The organism is Nocardia sp. AB354, assembly GCF_049538315.1.
Taxonomy (GTDB): domain Bacteria; phylum Actinomycetota; class Actinomycetes; order Mycobacteriales; family Mycobacteriaceae; genus Nocardia; species Nocardia nova.
Genome location: NZ_JBMVFU010000004.1, coordinates 398,096 through 413,195, shown reverse-complemented (window position 1 = coordinate 413,195; position 15,100 = coordinate 398,096). Strand labels below are relative to the sequence as shown.

Annotated in this window: 15 protein-coding genes and 1 tRNA gene; 9 read left to right on the top strand and 7 right to left on the bottom strand. The window is 67.6% G+C overall.

From position 1 onward, the window contains the following. Nucleotides 1-16: 16 nt before the first annotated feature. Nucleotides 17-99, bottom strand: a tRNA-Leu gene (locus ACPCUW_RS08715). 280 nt (nucleotides 100-379) lie between these two features. Here ACPCUW_RS08715 and ACPCUW_RS08710 point away from each other — a divergent pair. From ACPCUW_RS08710 to pknB, 7 genes are all read left to right on the top strand, one after another. Further along, nucleotides 380-1,834: a DUF3662 and FHA domain-containing protein gene (locus ACPCUW_RS08710; protein WP_423424238.1), complete on the top strand. Its 1,455-nt coding sequence runs from the start codon at nucleotides 380-382 to the stop codon at nucleotides 1,832-1,834. A gap of 186 nt (nucleotides 1,835-2,020) precedes the next feature. After that, nucleotides 2,021-2,488 carry an FHA domain-containing protein FhaB/FipA gene (locus ACPCUW_RS08705; protein WP_030516711.1) on the top strand — a complete coding sequence of 156 codons (468 nt, stop codon included), beginning with the start codon at nucleotides 2,021-2,023 and terminating at the stop codon, nucleotides 2,486-2,488. Next, the gene (locus ACPCUW_RS08700) at nucleotides 2,485-3,972 is read left to right on the top strand and encodes a PP2C family protein-serine/threonine phosphatase (protein ID WP_423424237.1); all 1,488 of its coding nucleotides are present in this window, start codon (nucleotides 2,485-2,487) and stop codon (nucleotides 3,970-3,972) included. The genes ACPCUW_RS08705 and ACPCUW_RS08700 overlap by 4 nt, the downstream gene beginning before the upstream one ends. Beyond that, nucleotides 3,972-5,456, top strand: a complete 1,485-nt coding sequence (locus ACPCUW_RS08695) for an FtsW/RodA/SpoVE family cell cycle protein (RefSeq protein ID WP_036525362.1) — start codon at nucleotides 3,972-3,974, stop codon at nucleotides 5,454-5,456. Before ACPCUW_RS08700 ends, ACPCUW_RS08695 begins: the two co-directional genes overlap by 1 nt. Further along, nucleotides 5,453-6,919 (top strand): peptidoglycan D,D-transpeptidase FtsI family protein, encoded by a 1,467-nt coding sequence (locus ACPCUW_RS08690; RefSeq protein ID WP_063015289.1) that lies wholly within the window; start codon nucleotides 5,453-5,455, stop codon nucleotides 6,917-6,919. The genes ACPCUW_RS08695 and ACPCUW_RS08690 overlap by 4 nt, the downstream gene beginning before the upstream one ends. Before the next feature lie 82 nt (nucleotides 6,920-7,001). Beyond that, nucleotides 7,002-8,507 (top strand): protein kinase domain-containing protein, encoded by a 1,506-nt coding sequence (locus ACPCUW_RS08685; protein ID WP_423424236.1) that lies wholly within the window; start codon nucleotides 7,002-7,004, stop codon nucleotides 8,505-8,507. Next, nucleotides 8,504-10,405: a Stk1 family PASTA domain-containing Ser/Thr kinase gene (pknB, locus tag ACPCUW_RS08680; protein ID WP_063015287.1), complete on the top strand. Its 1,902-nt coding sequence runs from the start codon at nucleotides 8,504-8,506 to the stop codon at nucleotides 10,403-10,405. The genes ACPCUW_RS08685 and pknB overlap by 4 nt, the downstream gene beginning before the upstream one ends. Nucleotides 10,406-10,418: 13 nt before the next feature. On the opposite strand, the gene ACPCUW_RS08675 is transcribed toward pknB, so the two are convergent. The 3 genes from ACPCUW_RS08675 to ACPCUW_RS08665 all read right to left on the bottom strand — a co-directional run bounded on the left by ACPCUW_RS08675 (nucleotide 10,419) and on the right by ACPCUW_RS08665 (nucleotide 12,366). Continuing rightward, nucleotides 10,419-10,925, bottom strand: coding sequence for a deaminase (locus ACPCUW_RS08675; protein ID WP_423424235.1), 507 nt, complete (start codon nucleotides 10,923-10,925; stop codon nucleotides 10,419-10,421). Next, nucleotides 10,922-11,635, bottom strand: a complete 714-nt coding sequence (locus ACPCUW_RS08670; protein WP_063015286.1) for a RibD family protein — start codon at nucleotides 11,633-11,635, stop codon at nucleotides 10,922-10,924. Before ACPCUW_RS08670 ends, ACPCUW_RS08675 begins: the two co-directional genes overlap by 4 nt. 92 nt (nucleotides 11,636-11,727) lie before the next feature. Further along, nucleotides 11,728-12,366 (bottom strand): aminodeoxychorismate/anthranilate synthase component II, encoded by a 639-nt coding sequence (locus ACPCUW_RS08665; RefSeq protein WP_030516703.1) that lies wholly within the window; start codon nucleotides 12,364-12,366, stop codon nucleotides 11,728-11,730. An 82-nt stretch (nucleotides 12,367-12,448) separates the two neighbouring features. Between ACPCUW_RS08665 and crgA the strand changes: the two genes are divergently transcribed. After that, the gene (crgA, locus tag ACPCUW_RS08660) at nucleotides 12,449-12,712 is read left to right on the top strand and encodes a cell division protein CrgA (protein WP_030516702.1); all 264 of its coding nucleotides are present in this window, start codon (nucleotides 12,449-12,451) and stop codon (nucleotides 12,710-12,712) included. A 149-nt stretch (nucleotides 12,713-12,861) separates the two neighbouring features. Next, nucleotides 12,862-13,380, top strand: coding sequence for a PH domain-containing protein (locus tag ACPCUW_RS08655; protein WP_423424234.1), 519 nt, complete (start codon nucleotides 12,862-12,864; stop codon nucleotides 13,378-13,380). A gap of 39 nt (nucleotides 13,381-13,419) precedes the next feature. On the opposite strand, the gene ACPCUW_RS08650 is transcribed toward ACPCUW_RS08655, so the two are convergent. From ACPCUW_RS08650 to ACPCUW_RS08640, 3 genes are read right to left on the bottom strand one after another with little or no spacing between them, the layout of a single operon-like run. Beyond that, nucleotides 13,420-14,289 carry a rhomboid family intramembrane serine protease gene (locus tag ACPCUW_RS08650; RefSeq protein ID WP_082940399.1) on the bottom strand — a complete coding sequence of 290 codons (870 nt, stop codon included), beginning with the start codon at nucleotides 14,287-14,289 and terminating at the stop codon, nucleotides 13,420-13,422. A gap of 14 nt (nucleotides 14,290-14,303) precedes the next feature. After that, a complete protein-coding gene (locus ACPCUW_RS08645) occupies nucleotides 14,304-14,831 on the bottom strand; it encodes a peptidylprolyl isomerase (RefSeq protein ID WP_423424233.1) in 528 nt (175 codons plus the stop codon). A gap of 45 nt (nucleotides 14,832-14,876) precedes the next feature. After that, a complete protein-coding gene (locus tag ACPCUW_RS08640; protein ID WP_036525358.1) occupies nucleotides 14,877-15,092 on the bottom strand; it encodes a hypothetical protein in 216 nt (71 codons plus the stop codon). Nucleotides 15,093-15,100 lie beyond the last annotated feature (8 nt).

The window sequence follows — 15,100 nt, the reverse complement described above, 5'->3', positions numbered from 1 at the left end:
TGCGGCTCTTCCTCTGTGGGCGAAGGGGGACTTGAACCCCCACGTCCCGAAGGACACTGGCACCTGAAGCCAGCGCGTCTGCCATTCCGCCACTCGCCCGAGCGACTGGAAGACAGTATCACGCGCTCGGTTCCGGCACGAAATCGCCTGCTCACGAGGGTTGCGGACGAGTATTTTCGGGTAATGGGAACCGTGGGTGGACGGTCGTGAGTTACAGGGGTGGAGGATCGTGGATATCATGCAGTGACCGTGTCCGTTCGACGACACGCCCTATCGGCATGTCGTGTCGCGGGATCGTGACGCCCGGACGACACAGACCGATCAGCTGACGTAGACATACAGCGTAGGCAACGAGGGCGGGCATCGAAGGGAGGCCGGTATGGGCATCGTCTCGCGTTTCGAGCGACGTCTGCAGGGCGCCGTCGGTGACGCCTTCGCCAGGGTCTTCGGCGGCAGCGTCGTTCCCCAGGAGGTGGAAGCGGCGCTGCAGCGCGAGGCCTCGGATCGCCTGAGCGAACTCGACGGCGGGCATCTGCTCGCCCCGAATGTCTACGTCATCACGGTCAACCCCACGGACCTGCAGGAACTCGACGCAGACCACGAGTTGACCACCCGCGCGTTCGCCAAGCATTTACAGGACTACATCCGCGATCAGGGGTGGCAGACCTACGGTGAAGTGCACGTCGAATTCGAGACATCCCCTACGCTGCACACCGGACAGTTCAGGACGCACGGCCGGGTCGACCCGGATGCGGGCCGCCGGAACCCCCCGGCGCCGCGCCGGCCGCCCGATCGACCTGGACGACCCCCACAACGACCCGCACACCCGCAACCAGGAGCTGGCCCCATGACGCAGAACTCAGGCTACGACCCCAGCCGAGAGCCCGCGGAGTCCGATCCACGCAACCGCGGGTACGCACCCCCGCCGGGGGGCCGCCCCGCGCCGCAATATCAGGACGACTACGGCCGGGGTGGCCAGTATCCCGGTGCCGGTGAGTACGCCGCGCCGGAATCGCAGCCTGCCTATGGCGACTATCAGCAGGGCGGCGGCGACTACCAGAACGGGTACGACTACCAGCAGGGCGGCGCGGGCTACCAGCAGGGCGGCGCGGCCTACGGTCAGCCGGGCTACGAGCAGGGCAGCTACGACCAGAGCAGTTACGACCAGGGTTACGGCCAGCAGGCCTATGCCGACCAGGGGTACGGCCAGCAGCAGGCGTACGAACAGGGCGGCTACGAGCAGAGCGGCTACGACCAGGGTTACGGCCAGCAGGGCTACGCCGACCAGGGGTACGGGCAACAGCAGGGCTACCCGGAGCAGAACTACGGTCAGCAGCCGGGCTACGGCCAGGCCCCCGGATACGACCAGGGTTACCAGGCTCAGGGCGGCTACGGCCAGCAGGGCTACGCCGATCCCGGCTATGCCGATCAGGGATACGCGGACCAGGGCGGTTACGGCGCCGAGGATCAGGCCTACGGTCAGCAGCCGGCCTACGGACAGCAGGGCGGCTACGCAGCGGCTACGCAGCCGGCGCGCGGCGGGTCCGGCTATTCGGCCACCCTGCACCTCGACGACGGCAGCGGCCGCACGTACCAGCTACGCGAGGGCAGCAACATCATCGGACGTGGCCAGGACGCCCATTTCCGGCTTCCCGACACCGGGGTGTCCCGCCGCCACATCGAGGTGCGCTGGGACGGTCAGGTCGCGATGCTCTCGGATCTCGGTTCCACCAACGGGACGCTGGTCAACGGCTCGCCCGTCCAGGATTGGCAGCTCGCCGACGGAGATGTGATCCGGGCCGGGCATTCCGAGATCCTGATCCGAATCGTCTGATCCCGTAAGCTCGCCGGTGCAGGTCACGATGGGGCGCGAAAACCGCTCGCCCGTATCGTGATCGCAACCGGTCATCGGCCCTATTATGCTGCCAACATTCGCTCGGCAGCCGGGCCGTGCTGACCAGCACGCCGGTTGGGGGACGAAACGCCACTACGGGACCGGTCGAACAGGAGGTGGAGCGCCGTGCAGGGACTGATCCTGCAGTTGACCCGTGCGGGGTTCCTCTTGTTGTTGTGGCTGTTCGTGTGGGCGGTGCTTCGCACCTTGCGCAGCGACATCTACGCGGCATCAGGCATTCGGATCCAGCCCCGACCCACCCGAGGTTCGGTGGTGCTGCCATCCTTCAGCCGTGGCCAGAAGGGCGCCAAGTATCTAGTGGTGACTCAGGGTTCACTCGCCGGCACTCGGATCACGCTCGGCACCCAACCGGTGCTCATCGGGCGTGCAGACGACTCCACGCTGGTACTGACCGACGACTACGCCTCGACCCGGCATGCACGGTTATCGCCGCGCGGCGAGGACTGGTACGTCGAAGACTTAGGATCGACCAACGGGACCTACCTCGATCGAGCGAAGGTCACCACCCCCGTCCGAGTTCCGCTCGGCACCCCTGTCCGTGTCGGTAAGACTGTGATCGAGCTGCGATCGTGACTCAAGTTCTCCGCTACGCAGCGCGTAGCGACCGTGGTCTCGTCCGGGCGAACAACGAGGACTCCGTCTACGCCGGTGCACGCCTGCTGGCGCTCGCCGACGGCATGGGCGGGCACGCCGCCGGTGAGGTGGCCTCGCAGTTGATGATCGCCGCGCTGGCTCATCTCGACGACGACGAGCCCGGCGACGATCTGCTCGGCAAACTCGACCGGGCGATTCGCGAAGGCAACGCCGCGATCGCCGACCAGGTCGAGGAGGAACCCGAACTCGACGGTATGGGCACCACGCTCACCACCATCCTGTTCGCGGGCAAGAAGCTCGGCCTCGCCCATATCGGCGACTCCCGGGCCTATCTGCTCCGCAACGGCGAGCTCGCCCAGATCACCCGCGACGACACCTTCGTCCAGTCGCTGGTCGACGAGGGCCGGATCACCCCGGAGCAGGCCCACACCCATCCGCAGCGGTCACTGATCATGCGGGCACTCACCGGAAACGAGATCGAGCCGACGCTCATCGTCCGGGAAGCCCGCGCCGGTGACCGCTATCTGCTGTGTTCGGACGGCCTGTCCGACGTGGTGAGCGACGAGACCATCGCGAACACCCTGCGCGAGGGCAATACCGACGAGGCGGCCGACCGGCTCATCGAATTGGCCCTGCGCAGCGGCGGTCCCGACAATGTGACCGTCGTCGTCGCCGATGTGATCGATCTCGACTACGGCCAGAGCCACCCCATCGTGGCGGGTGCGGCCTCCGGTGAGGACGAGGACACGCCGCCGCCCAACACCGCCGCCGGGCGTGCCGCCGCCATGCGTCCCCCGCGAGCGGCACCTCGCCGGGCCGCGGTCGCGGCGGAACCGCCCGAGCCGCACAAGAGTCACAAGGGCCGCTGGATCGCGCTGGCCGTCGCCCTGGTCGTGGCCGTCGTGGTCGGACTCGTGGTGGGCTACAAGATGATTCGCAGCAACTACTACGTGGGCGCCGACAACGGCAACGTGGTGATCATGCGCGGTCTGCCCGGCTCGGTCCTCGGCTATTCGATTCAGGATGTGGACCAGCTGGTCTGCGTCGACTCGCACAACAAGGTCACCCTCATGCGCCCCGGCGCCGGGTTCCCGAGCGGGTGTAAGCAGCTGGCCGTGGCCGATCTGCAGCAGACCGGCCGCGACAAGGTCAACAACGGCCTGCTGCCTCCGGGCGGATTCGACTCCACCCGCGGGCAACTGGAGAAGCTGGCCGCCACCGATCTGTTGCCCGTCTGCGTCAAGCCGGCGCCGCCGGTCGCCCCGCCGCCGCCCGCCGAGGGAAGCACCGCGGCCCCGGGCAGCCCGGCTCCCGCGAACCCCGCACCCTCCCCCGCGCCGAACACCCCGGGTACGGCTGCGCCGAACCCGACCAATGCCCCCGCCCATTCCGAGCAGCCGGCACCCACCACCGCGGCGCCGGCCCCTCAGACTCCGGGGGAGAACTGCAGGAAGGCGGACTGATGTCCGCACCGGCACCGCCGTCCGCTGGAGCGTTCCCCAGTCCACCGGGCGGGTTCGCTCCCGCGCCGCCACCCTCGACCCGCCGCAACGTCGAACTGTTGCTGCTGGGTTTCGCGGTGGTCATCACCACGGTTGCGCTGGTGCTGGTGGAGGCCAGTCAGGATCAGGAAATCACCTGGGATCTGGCCAAATTGGGTTTCGCCTATCTGGCGCTGTTCGGTGTCGCCCATCTGGCGGTGCGGCGGTTCGCCCCGTTCGCCGATCCGCTGCTGTTGCCGATCGCGGCGCTGCTCAACGGACTCGGTCTGGTGTTGATCCATCGCCTGGATCTCGCCGACGAGCAGACCGCGATCCACAATTCGTGGTCGATCCCCTCCCCCGACGCCAATCAACAGGTGCTGTGGACAGCGCTGGGGATCACCCTGTTCATCGCCGTGCTGGTGCTGCTGCGCGACTACCGCACCCTGGCCCGCTACGGCTATACGCTCGGTCTGCTCGGCCTGGTGGCGCTGATGATCCCGGCGCTGCTGCCCGGGAGGTTCTCCGAAACCAACGGCGCCAAGATCTGGATCCGGTTACCGGGTTTCAGTGTGCAGCCGGGTGAGTTCGCGAAGATCCTGCTGATCATCTTCTTCGCCTCGGTACTGGTCGCCAAGCGCGATCTGTTCACCGCGGCCGGACGCCACGTCCTGGGGATGGAGTTGCCGCGACCGCGCGACCTCGGCCCGATTCTGCTGGTGTGGGCGGCCTGCCTGGTGGTGTTGTTCTTCGAGAAGGACCTCGGCACCTCGCTGCTGATCTTCGCGACCGTGCTGGCCATGCTCTACATCGCGACCGAACGGGTGGGCTGGCTGATCGTCGGCGCCGGACTGCTCGCGCTCGGATTCTTCCTCGCCTACAACGCCTTCGGCCACGTGCGGGTGCGGGTGTCGACGTGGTTGCACCCGTTCGACGACTACAACAACACCGGTTACCAGATCTCGCAATCGCTGTTCGGGCTCGCGACCGGCGGCCTGGCCGGAACCGGACTCGGCAGCGGACGGCCCTCGCAGGTGCCGTTCGCCAAGACCGACTTCATCGTCGCCACCATCGGTGAGGAGCTGGGCCTGATCGGGCTCACCGCGATGCTGATGCTGTTCGCCGTCTTCGTGGTGCGCGGCCTGCGCACGGCACTGGCGGTCCGCGACAGTTTCGGCAAGCTGCTCGCCGCCGGATTGGCGTTCACGATCGCCATTCAGGTATTCGTGGTGGTGGGTGGCGTCACCAAACTGATTCCCCTGACCGGACTCACCACCCCCTTCGTGTCCTACGGCGGCTCCTCGCTGCTCGCGAACTACGCCCTGCTGGCGTTGCTGGTCAAGATCTCCGACGCCGCTCGCGCGCCGGCGCCGGCTCGCCGCCGGGAAGCCGCGCCGATCGCCGAAGCGCAGACCGAGATGATCCGCGCCGAGACGCCCCGACCCGAGAAGGGAGAGCCGGCATGAACACCCCGCTCCGCCGGGTCGCGATGGCCGTCATGGTGATGATCGTCGCGCTGCTGGTCAACGCGACCTACGTCCAGGTGATCAAAGCCGACAGCCTGCGCAACGACCCGCGCAACTCCCGGGTCCTGCTCGACGAGTACAGCCGCCAGCGCGGTCAGATCTCGGCGGGCGGCACGGTGCTCGCCAGTTCGGTGGCCACCGACGACCGCTACAAGTATCTGCGCACCTATCCCACCGACCCCTCCGCCTACGCCCCGGTGACCGGCTTCTATTCGATGCAGTACGGCAGCACCGGTCTGGAGCGTTCCGAGGATTCCGTGCTCAACGGGTCCGACAGCGCGCTGTTCGGCCGCCGCCTGATCGATATGATCTCCGGACGCGATCCGCGCGGCGGCAATGTGGTGACCACCATCAATCCGATGATGCAGAAGGTCGCCTACGACCAGCTCACCAGCAAGGGTTACACCGGTTCGGTGGTGGCCATCGAACCGAGTACCGGCCGCATCCTGACCATGGTGTCGACACCGAGCTACGACCCGAACCAGCTGTCCACGCACGACGGCGCGCGTGCCACCCAGGCCTGGGAATCGCTGAGCGCGGACCCCGGTCAGCCGATGTTGAATCGTGCGGTGTCGCAGACATATCCGCCCGGCTCGACGTTCAAGGTCGTCGTCGCCGCGGCCGCGCTGTCGATGGGGATCAAGCCGGAGGACGCGTTCACCGCGGCGCCGAACATCACCCTGCCCGGTACGAACACCACGCTGGAGAACTACAACGGCACCCCGTGTGGCGGCGGTGCGACCGCGACCATGCACGACGCGTTCCGGCTCTCGTGCAACACCGCCTTCGCCGAGATCGGCATGAAGGTAGGTGCGGCCAAACTCAAGGACGAGGCCGCGGCCTTCGGCATCGGCCCGCATTCGGGCATTCCGATTCCGGTGGCCGACAGCACGGTCGGGCCGATTCCGGACAACGCGGCGCTCGCGCAGACCAGCATCGGACAACGAGACGTGGCTCTCACCCCGCTCGACGATGCGGTGATCGCGGCTACCGTAGCCAATGGCGGTGTGCGGATGGAACCGCATCTGGTCGACCGGACCCAGGGTCCCGACCTGCGCGATCTGTCCACCACCAAACCGGTGTCGGTCGGGCAGGCGATCAGCGCCCCGGTGGCCAGCCAGCTGACCGGGCTGATGATCGATTCGGAGAAGTCCACGGCCGGGGGCACCCAGCCGCGGCCGTACCAGATCGCTTCCAAGACGGGCACCGCCGAACACGGCAGCGACCCGCGCAACACCCCGCCGCACGCCTGGTACATCGCGTTCGCGCCGGCCCAGAACCCGAAGATCGCGATCGCGGTCATCGTGGAGAACGGCGGCGACCGTGCCCTGGCGGCGACCGGTGGATCGGTGGCGGCGCCGGTGGCACGGGCGGTGCTGGATGCCGGATTGCAGGGGGGCTGAGAACAATGAGTAAGCGAGGACCAGGACCCCAGGTGGATATGCAACAACGTCGTGATCGGCGAACCTACCGACGGGGGCGGCCATGCTGAACAACGGTGCCCTGATCGCCGATCGGTATCGGCTGCAACGTCTGATCGCCACGGGCGGTATGGGCCAGGTGTGGGAGGCATTGGACACCCGCCTGGACCGCCGGGTCGCGGTGAAGGTCCTCAAGGCCGAATTCTCCGCGGATCCGACGTTCCGGCATCGGTTCAAGACCGAGGCCAAGACCACCGCCCAGCTCAACCACCCCGGCATCGCAGGCGTCTACGACTACGGCGAGACCTACGATCCACAGGGTGGTGAAACCGCCTACCTCGTGATGGAGCTGGTCCAGGGCGAACCGCTGAACGCGGTGCTGAACCGGCTCGGCCGGCTCTCGGTCGGCCAGGGTCTGGACATGCTGGAACAGACCAGCCGCGCCCTCGAGGTCGCCCATGCCGCGGGCGTCGTCCACCGCGACGTGAAGCCCGGCAATATCCTGGTCACCCCCACGGGTCAGGTGAAGATCACCGACTTCGGCATCGCGAAGGCGGTCGACGCCTCACCGGTGACCAAGACCGGCATGGTGATGGGCACCGCCCAGTACATCGCCCCCGAGCAGGCCACCGGCGAGGACGCCACCTCGGCCAGCGATGTGTACTCGCTCGGCGTCGTCGGCTACGAGGCGCTGTCGGGCCATCGGCCGTTCACCGGCGACGGTGCCCTGACGGTGGCCATGAAGCATGTGCGCGAGGCGCCCCCGCCGATGCCGGCCGATCTGCCGCCGAACGTGCGCGAGCTGATCGACATCACGATGACCAAGGATCCGACGCGGCGCTACCACAGCGGCGGCGAATTCGCCGATGCCGTGGCCGCGGTCCGGGCGGGTCGACGCCCACCGCCGCCGAGCGGAGGTGCGGTGCCGCAGACCGGTGCGACTCGTGTACTCCCGCCCGGTCCGACCGCGGTGATCCCGCGCAACGACTACGACGGCGCGACCGTCCGCTACCCGACCGCCGAACCGGCCCGGGTGGGCGCGGCGGCAGGTTCGACGGCCATGATGCCGGGTCCCGGCGGCCCGGACGAGGACGGCGAGAAGTCGGGATTCACCACCGGTCAGAAGGTGATGGCCGGGCTCGGCGCCGGCGCGGTGCTGCTCGGCGGCCTGGCCGCGTGGGTGCTGCTCAGCGGTAAGGCGCCGGATTCGACGGTGTCGCCGGTGAAGTCGACCACCTCCGTCGTCGCGCCCCCGCCGCCGACCACGGTATGGACGACGACCGAGGAACCGACGACCACCACCCAACCGGCCCCGCCGCCGGTGGTGACGACGACTCCCGAGCCGACCACGACGACGACACCCCCGCCGACCACGACCACCACGGCACCGCCGACGACCACCACCACCCGGGAGCGGCCGACCCGCACCACACGCCCCACAACACGCCCGTCCTACCCCTCGCTCGACCTACCATTGCCGGGGGCCGGCGATTCACTGCCGGGGGTCGGCGGTACGCACGAAGCCGACAGCAGCAGATACCCCGAAACCTCCTCACAAGGAATGCCATGACGACCCCGAAGAATCTGTCTTCTCGCTACGAACTGGGCGAGATCATCGGATTCGGCGGTATGTCGGAGGTGCACAAGGCTCGTGACCTGCGGCTGGGTCGCGACGTGGCGATCAAGGTGCTGCGCGCCGACCTCGCTCGCGACCCCACGTTCTATCTGCGGTTCAAGCGCGAGGCGCAGAATGCGGCGGCGCTGAACCATCCGGCGATCGTCGCGGTGTACGACACCGGCGAGGCCGAGGTGGACGGCGGCCCGCTGCCCTACATCGTGATGGAGTACGTCGACGGCGAGACGCTGCGCGATATCGTGCGCGGCAAGGGTCCGCTGCCGCCGCGGCGGGCGATGGAGATCATCGCCGATGTCTGTGCCGCACTGGATTTCAGCCACAAGAACGGCATCGTGCATCGCGACATGAAGCCGGCCAACATCATGATCAACCGCCAGGGTGCGGTGAAGGTGATGGACTTCGGCATCGCGCGCGCCATCGCGGACAGTTCGAATCCGATGACCCAGACCGCCGCGGTGATCGGCACCGCGCAGTATCTGTCACCGGAACAGGCCCGCGGCGAGCAGGTCGACGCCCGGTCCGATGTGTACTCCGTCGGCTGTGTGTTGTACGAAATCCTCACGGGGCAGCCACCTTTCACCGGCGACTCGCCGGTCGCCGTCGCCTACCAGCATGTCCGCGAGGATCCGAAGCTGCCGTCGCTGGTTCATCCCGGCGTACCGCGCGAACTCGATTCGGTCATCCTCAAGGCGATGAGCAAGAATCCGGCCAACCGGTATCAGTCCGCGGCCGAGATGCGCGCCGATCTGATCCGGGTGCTGGGCGGCCAGAAGCCGCAGGCCCCGATGGTGATGACCGAGGAGGACCGCACCACCTTCCTCGGCAGTATGGATCCCGAACCGCGTAGTTACCGCACGGTCGAACGCAACGACGGCGACGACGAACCGGAACCCGAATCCGAGGGGTCCAGACGCAAGTTGTGGATCGGCATCGGCGCGGCCGCGGTGGTCGCGGTGCTGGTCGCGCTGTTCTGGGTGTTGATCGGTCCGGGCAGCCGGCCCGATCAGGTCGCGATCCCCGATCTGGCCAACAGACCCGCCCAGGAAGCCCAGAGCGATCTGGAGAAGCTGGGCTTCGACGTCGCCATCCAGCAGAAACCGGACGGCAAGGTCGCCAGCGGCAATGTGGTCGCGACGCAGCCGCTCGGCGGCGCTCGGGTGGACAAGGGGTCCACGGTGACCCTGCAGATTTCGACCGGACCGCAGCAGGTACCGGTGCCACAGCTGACGAAACTCACTCAGCAGCAGGCCGAGCAGAATTTGAACGCGGCCGGGCTACTGCTGGATCCGCAGATCCAGCGGGGCGCCTCCAGTCCGGAGGACAAGGACAAGGTGATCGCCGAATCCCCCGCCGCCGGCACCAGGATCGATGCCGGTTCCAAGGTGACGATCACCCTCGGCAAGGGTCCGGACCAGGTTCGCGTGCCCGATGTGGTGGGTCAGTCGATCGATGTGGCAGAACCGAACCTGGCCGACAGCGCTGGGTTCAAGGTCGTGATCCAGAAGGTCAGCTCGTCGCGGCCCGCCGGTGAGGTGTTGTCCACCGATCCGGCCGGCGGCTCCATGGCCGACAAGGGTTCGACCATCACGGTCCAGGTGTCCAGCGACCAGATCACCATGCCGTCGCTGACCGGCCTCACCCCGTCGCAAGCCGTGGACAAACTGCGCTCGGTGGGCTGGACCGGCGGTGTGGGCCAGATCAGCCAGAGCACGCAGGGCACATTCGACGCGAGCAATGTCGGCCGGGTGATCGATCAGCAGCCCCGACCGGGTTCGTCGGTGGCGCGCAACGCGACCATCACGATCGTCACGGGAGTGCTGGGACCGCCCTGATCCGGGCCGGTAATCACAACGCGAGGTGGCGATTCATCGACATGGCTTCTTCGGCCAGGTCGGGAAGTTCGACCACCTCGACGCCGTGTTCGCGCAGGTTCTCCACGCCGACGCAGTTCTCCACGAAGGTGCGCGGTTCCCGCCACGCGATGACGACGCGCGGAATTCCGGCAGTCAGGATGCGGTCGGCACACGGGACGCGGCCTACCGAGGCCCGGGTGGAACACGGCTCGAGCGTGCTGTAGATGGTGGCCTGAGCGAGCCGGGGGTCGGCGCCGAGTTTGTTCAGCGCCGATTCCTCGGCGTGCACCTTCGCGTCGGTCTCGCGGGAGTAGCCGTGCGCGAGTTCCACGCCGTCCGGGCCGACGATCACCGCGCCGACCGAGAAAGCGGTCGCACTCGGCGGGCACAGCCGGGCCAGGCCGATCGCGTGATGCATCCAGAATCGGTGCGCCCCCGGCCGGCCGGGGACACGGCTGGCCGACTCGACCGACTCCCACGCATCGGATTCGGTTGTCACTGTGAGTGTTCCATCGTCGGCGAACTCCCATCGGACGGTGTCTGCTTCGGCAGATAACGCAGCACTGCGATATCGCCGAGACGAGTGATATCCACCAAAGCCATTCTGCGCCGAGAACCGCCGGGAAAGTCGGCAGGATGCAGAAATTTCGGGGCCCCGCTGTCCCCGACCAGCACCGGGGCGACCGCCATCAGCAGTTCGTCGGCCAGATCCGCCGCGAGAAACGCGGTGTGGATGCGGCCGCCGCCCTCGACCATCAGGCGGCCGATCCCGCGCTCGCCCAGATCGTCGAGCAGCGCGCCGAAATCGACGGAGTTGCCGAGGGCGACGACCTCGGCGCGGCCGGCGAGCCGATCGCCCAGCCGCGCGCGCCCGGCCGTGGTCGTATAGACCAGCCGCTCCCCATCCTGTTTCCACAACCGCTGTCCGGGATCGAGTTCACCGCTCGCGGTGACGATGACGCGCACCGGGAATTCGGATTTTCCCGCCGCGATGCGAGCCTCGCGCCGCCGCTCACTGCTCAGCGACAGCCGGGGATCGTCGCGCCGCAGGGTCTCGGCGCCGATCAGAATGGCGTCGGCCTCGGCACGCACCTGGTCGACGCGATCGAAATCCTCGGCATTGGACAGCAGCAGTCGTTGCGGACCGGCGTCGTCGATATATCCGTCGACACTCGTGGCCACCGACAGCACGACATAGGGCCGAGCCATCAGCGCCGCCGGGTCACGACGACCGCACCGGGCTTATGCATGCGCAAACTCCTTGTCACGGTAAGGCTTTCGCGTGCGGCGCTACGAGCCCGTCAGACCAGCGCGGCGACCTCGGCTTCGAGCGTCTCGACCAGGCCCTCGGCCGGCCGCTCGCCGCACACCTCGAGCCAGTTCGCCAGCATCCGGTGCCCGCCCTGGGTCAGCACCGATTCGGGATGGAATTGCACACCGTGAATCGGCAGGTCGCGATGCCGCATGGCCATCACGATGCCGCTCTCGGTCCGCCCGATCACCTCGATATCACCGGGCAAGGTGTCCTCGAGCACGGTCAGCGAGTGATAGCGGGTGGCGGTGAACGGGTCGGGCAGCCCGGCCAGCACCCCGGAACCGATGTGGAAGACCGAACTCGTCTTGCCGTGCAGCAGCTCGGGGGCACGAGTCACGGTCGCGCCGAACGCCTCTCCGATCGCCTGATGTCCCAGGCACACCCCGAGCAGCGGAGTCCGGTTCCGGGCGCACGCGCGGACCAGTTCGATGCTCGCGCCGGCGCGGTCCGGTGTGCCCGGGCCCGGGCTGATCAACAGGCCGTCGAAATCGGCGGCCACGGCATCGGTGTCCTGCAGCCGGGAGTCGTCGTTGCGCCAGACGGTCGCCTCGGCACCCAGCTGGCCCAGATATTGGACCAGGTTGAATACGAAGCTGTCGTAATTGTCGACGACCAGAACACGCATGGTTCGAGAGTACGTGGCGCCACCGCCGATACGCAGCTGAGATAGCCTTTAGGCAGACCTGCACGCCGAATACGAGGACGTCATGCCCAAGTCGAAGGTCCGCAAGAAGACCGACTACACGATCAACCCGACCAGCCGCACCCCGGTGAAGGTGAAGGGCGGTCCGTCGCCGGTCTGGTATGTGGCGATCATGCTCGGCTTCATGCTGGCCGGCCTGGCATGGTTGCTGGTCTACTACCTGGGCGCCGACCACATCCAGTGGATGAGCGATCTGAACGCCTGGAACTTCCTCATCGGCTTCGGACTGATGGTGATCGGCCTGATCATGACGATGCGGTGGCGTTGATCGCGCTGTCGCACGGGTGGCGTTGATCGCGCTGTCGCACGGGTGGCGTTGATCGCGCTGTCGCACGGGCGTTGACCCTTATTACACGCGTGTGATTCATGCACACCTGTGGATGACTCTGTGGACAACTCGAGGAGCAATTGGGGACCGTGAGCACACCACCCGAACACCCCGAGTCCGACCGCCCGGGATCCAGCCCGGAATTCGGCAGTTCCGAGTCGGCGCCCCGGCTCGAGTGGTCCACCCCCGCGCCCGCCTTGGCCGCGGTCACCCTCGGCGGAGTGGCGCTGGCCGTGGCCGCCGCGTTCGCCTCCGACGCACCGAGTCGGCTGTTGATCGGATTGGGTGCGGCACTGCTGCTGTGCATGGCCGGACTGGGCTTCCGTCAACGCCCGCGCCTGACCGTCGTTCCCGGGAAACCGGCCTACCTGGTGGTTCGTGGCCTGTTCGGCCCGGTCAGCTACGGACCCGAGCAGATTCTGCGGGCACGGGTCGTCGGTTTCCGGCGGCTGGGCCGGAGCATCCCCAATCTGGAACTCGATGTCGACCACAAGGGTGAGGAACGGCTGGTGATCTTCGGCCGCTGGGACCTCGGTACCCATCCTCAGGACGTCCTGGACGTGTTGACCGTGCACGGTCTCGTTCCCGCCGATCCCCGCACCAGCTGACAACCGGGCGGGCCGCAGTCGAATCGGGCGGCCACCGAATCAGGCGAGAACCGCCGCACCCGCACCGATCAGTGCGAGCGCCAGGACGGCGAGTCCGGCTACCGCACCCCATCCGATCCATCGGATCGAATCGCGCGTGCGCGCCCGCAGCCATTCCGGCAGGAACAGGATTCCGGCGGCGGCGAGCGTGCCCGCCACCAATCCACCGAGGTGGCCCCACAGCGAGATGCCGGGCAGGGACACGCTGATGAGCAGGTTGATCGCGATCAACACCAGCATCTGCACCGGACTCTGCCGCAGCCGCAGCAGAATCACGGTCATCGCGCCGAACAGACCGTAGATGGCGCCGGAGGCACCGGCCGTGGCGGAATCGGTCGCCAGCCACATGACCGCCGCGGATCCACCGAGCAGCGACACCAGATAGATCGCGAGGAAGCGCGAACGTCCCAGCACGAGTTCGGTATCGCGGCCGAGAATGTAGAGCGCGAACATGTTGACCACAAGATGCAGCGGCCCGTAGTGCAGGAATCCGGAACCGAGGACGCGAATCCACTGCCCCTGGGCAACCCACTGCGGTGCGAGCACCCAGTCGAAGAACAGCCGCGACAGATGATTGTCGGTGACACTGTGCGCTTGACTCGCGGTGACGGCGAAGACCGCGACGTTGATCGCGATCAGCGCATAGGTGACATACGGCGTGCGGCGAGCGGTGGCGAACGGACCGCCGACGGTCGGCTGTACCGGCCGAATATCGGTGCGGCCCTGCGCGACACACTCCGCACAATGCTGTCCGACGGCGGCCGGTTGCAGACATTGTGGGCACGCCGGCCGCCCGCACCGCGTGCATGCCAGTCCGGTGGTGCGATCGGGATGGCGGTAGCAGGTCGGTACGGGCGGTTGCGGATTCACGAAACTCCGATGGGTCAGCTCAGGGTGATGCTCGAGATGACGACCGGCTCCTTCGGCCGGTCGTTGCGGTCGGTCGCGATGGTCGCGATGGCGTCGACGACCTTGCGCGAATCGGCGTCCACCACTTCGCCGAAGATGGTGTGGCGACGGTTCAGGTGCGGCTGCGGACCGACGGTGATGAAGAACTGCGAACCGTTGGTGCCGGGTCCGGCGTTGGCCATGGCCAGCAGGTAGCCACGATCGAAGCGCAGTTCGGGGTGGAATTCGTCGGCGAATTCGTATCCCGGCCCACCACGGCCGGTACCCGTCGGGTCACCGCCCTGAATCATGAAACCATCGATCACCCGGTGGAATACGCTGCCGTCGTAGAACGGTCCGGAGGTGCCGCCGCCGGCGTTCTTCGTCGTGTAGGCCGCGCTGCCGTCGGCCAGGCCGACGAAGTTGCGCACCGTCTTCGGGGCGTGGTTACCGAAGAGCGAGATCTTGATGTCGCCGAGGTTGGTGTGCAGGACGGCCACGGCGGTCTGATTCGGTGAGGTCACGCCGAATATCGTGCCATGTCGGCTGTCCGTACTCGCGGGGCGCGCCTAGCCGGTGTGCGCCGCGTCGTCGGTGGAGGCCGCCGTCTCGGGCGCGGTCGCTTCGCCCGCATATCCCAGCCGCGGCGGTTCGGCGGCCGGCTCCGGAAGCTGCGGGCGACGCGAGGCGGCCACCCATGCGGCACCGCCCGCGGCGGCGGCAACGCCCGCCGCGATGAGCCGATTACGCAACCGACCGGATTTCCGGGAACTCCCCAACTGCATGGCACCAT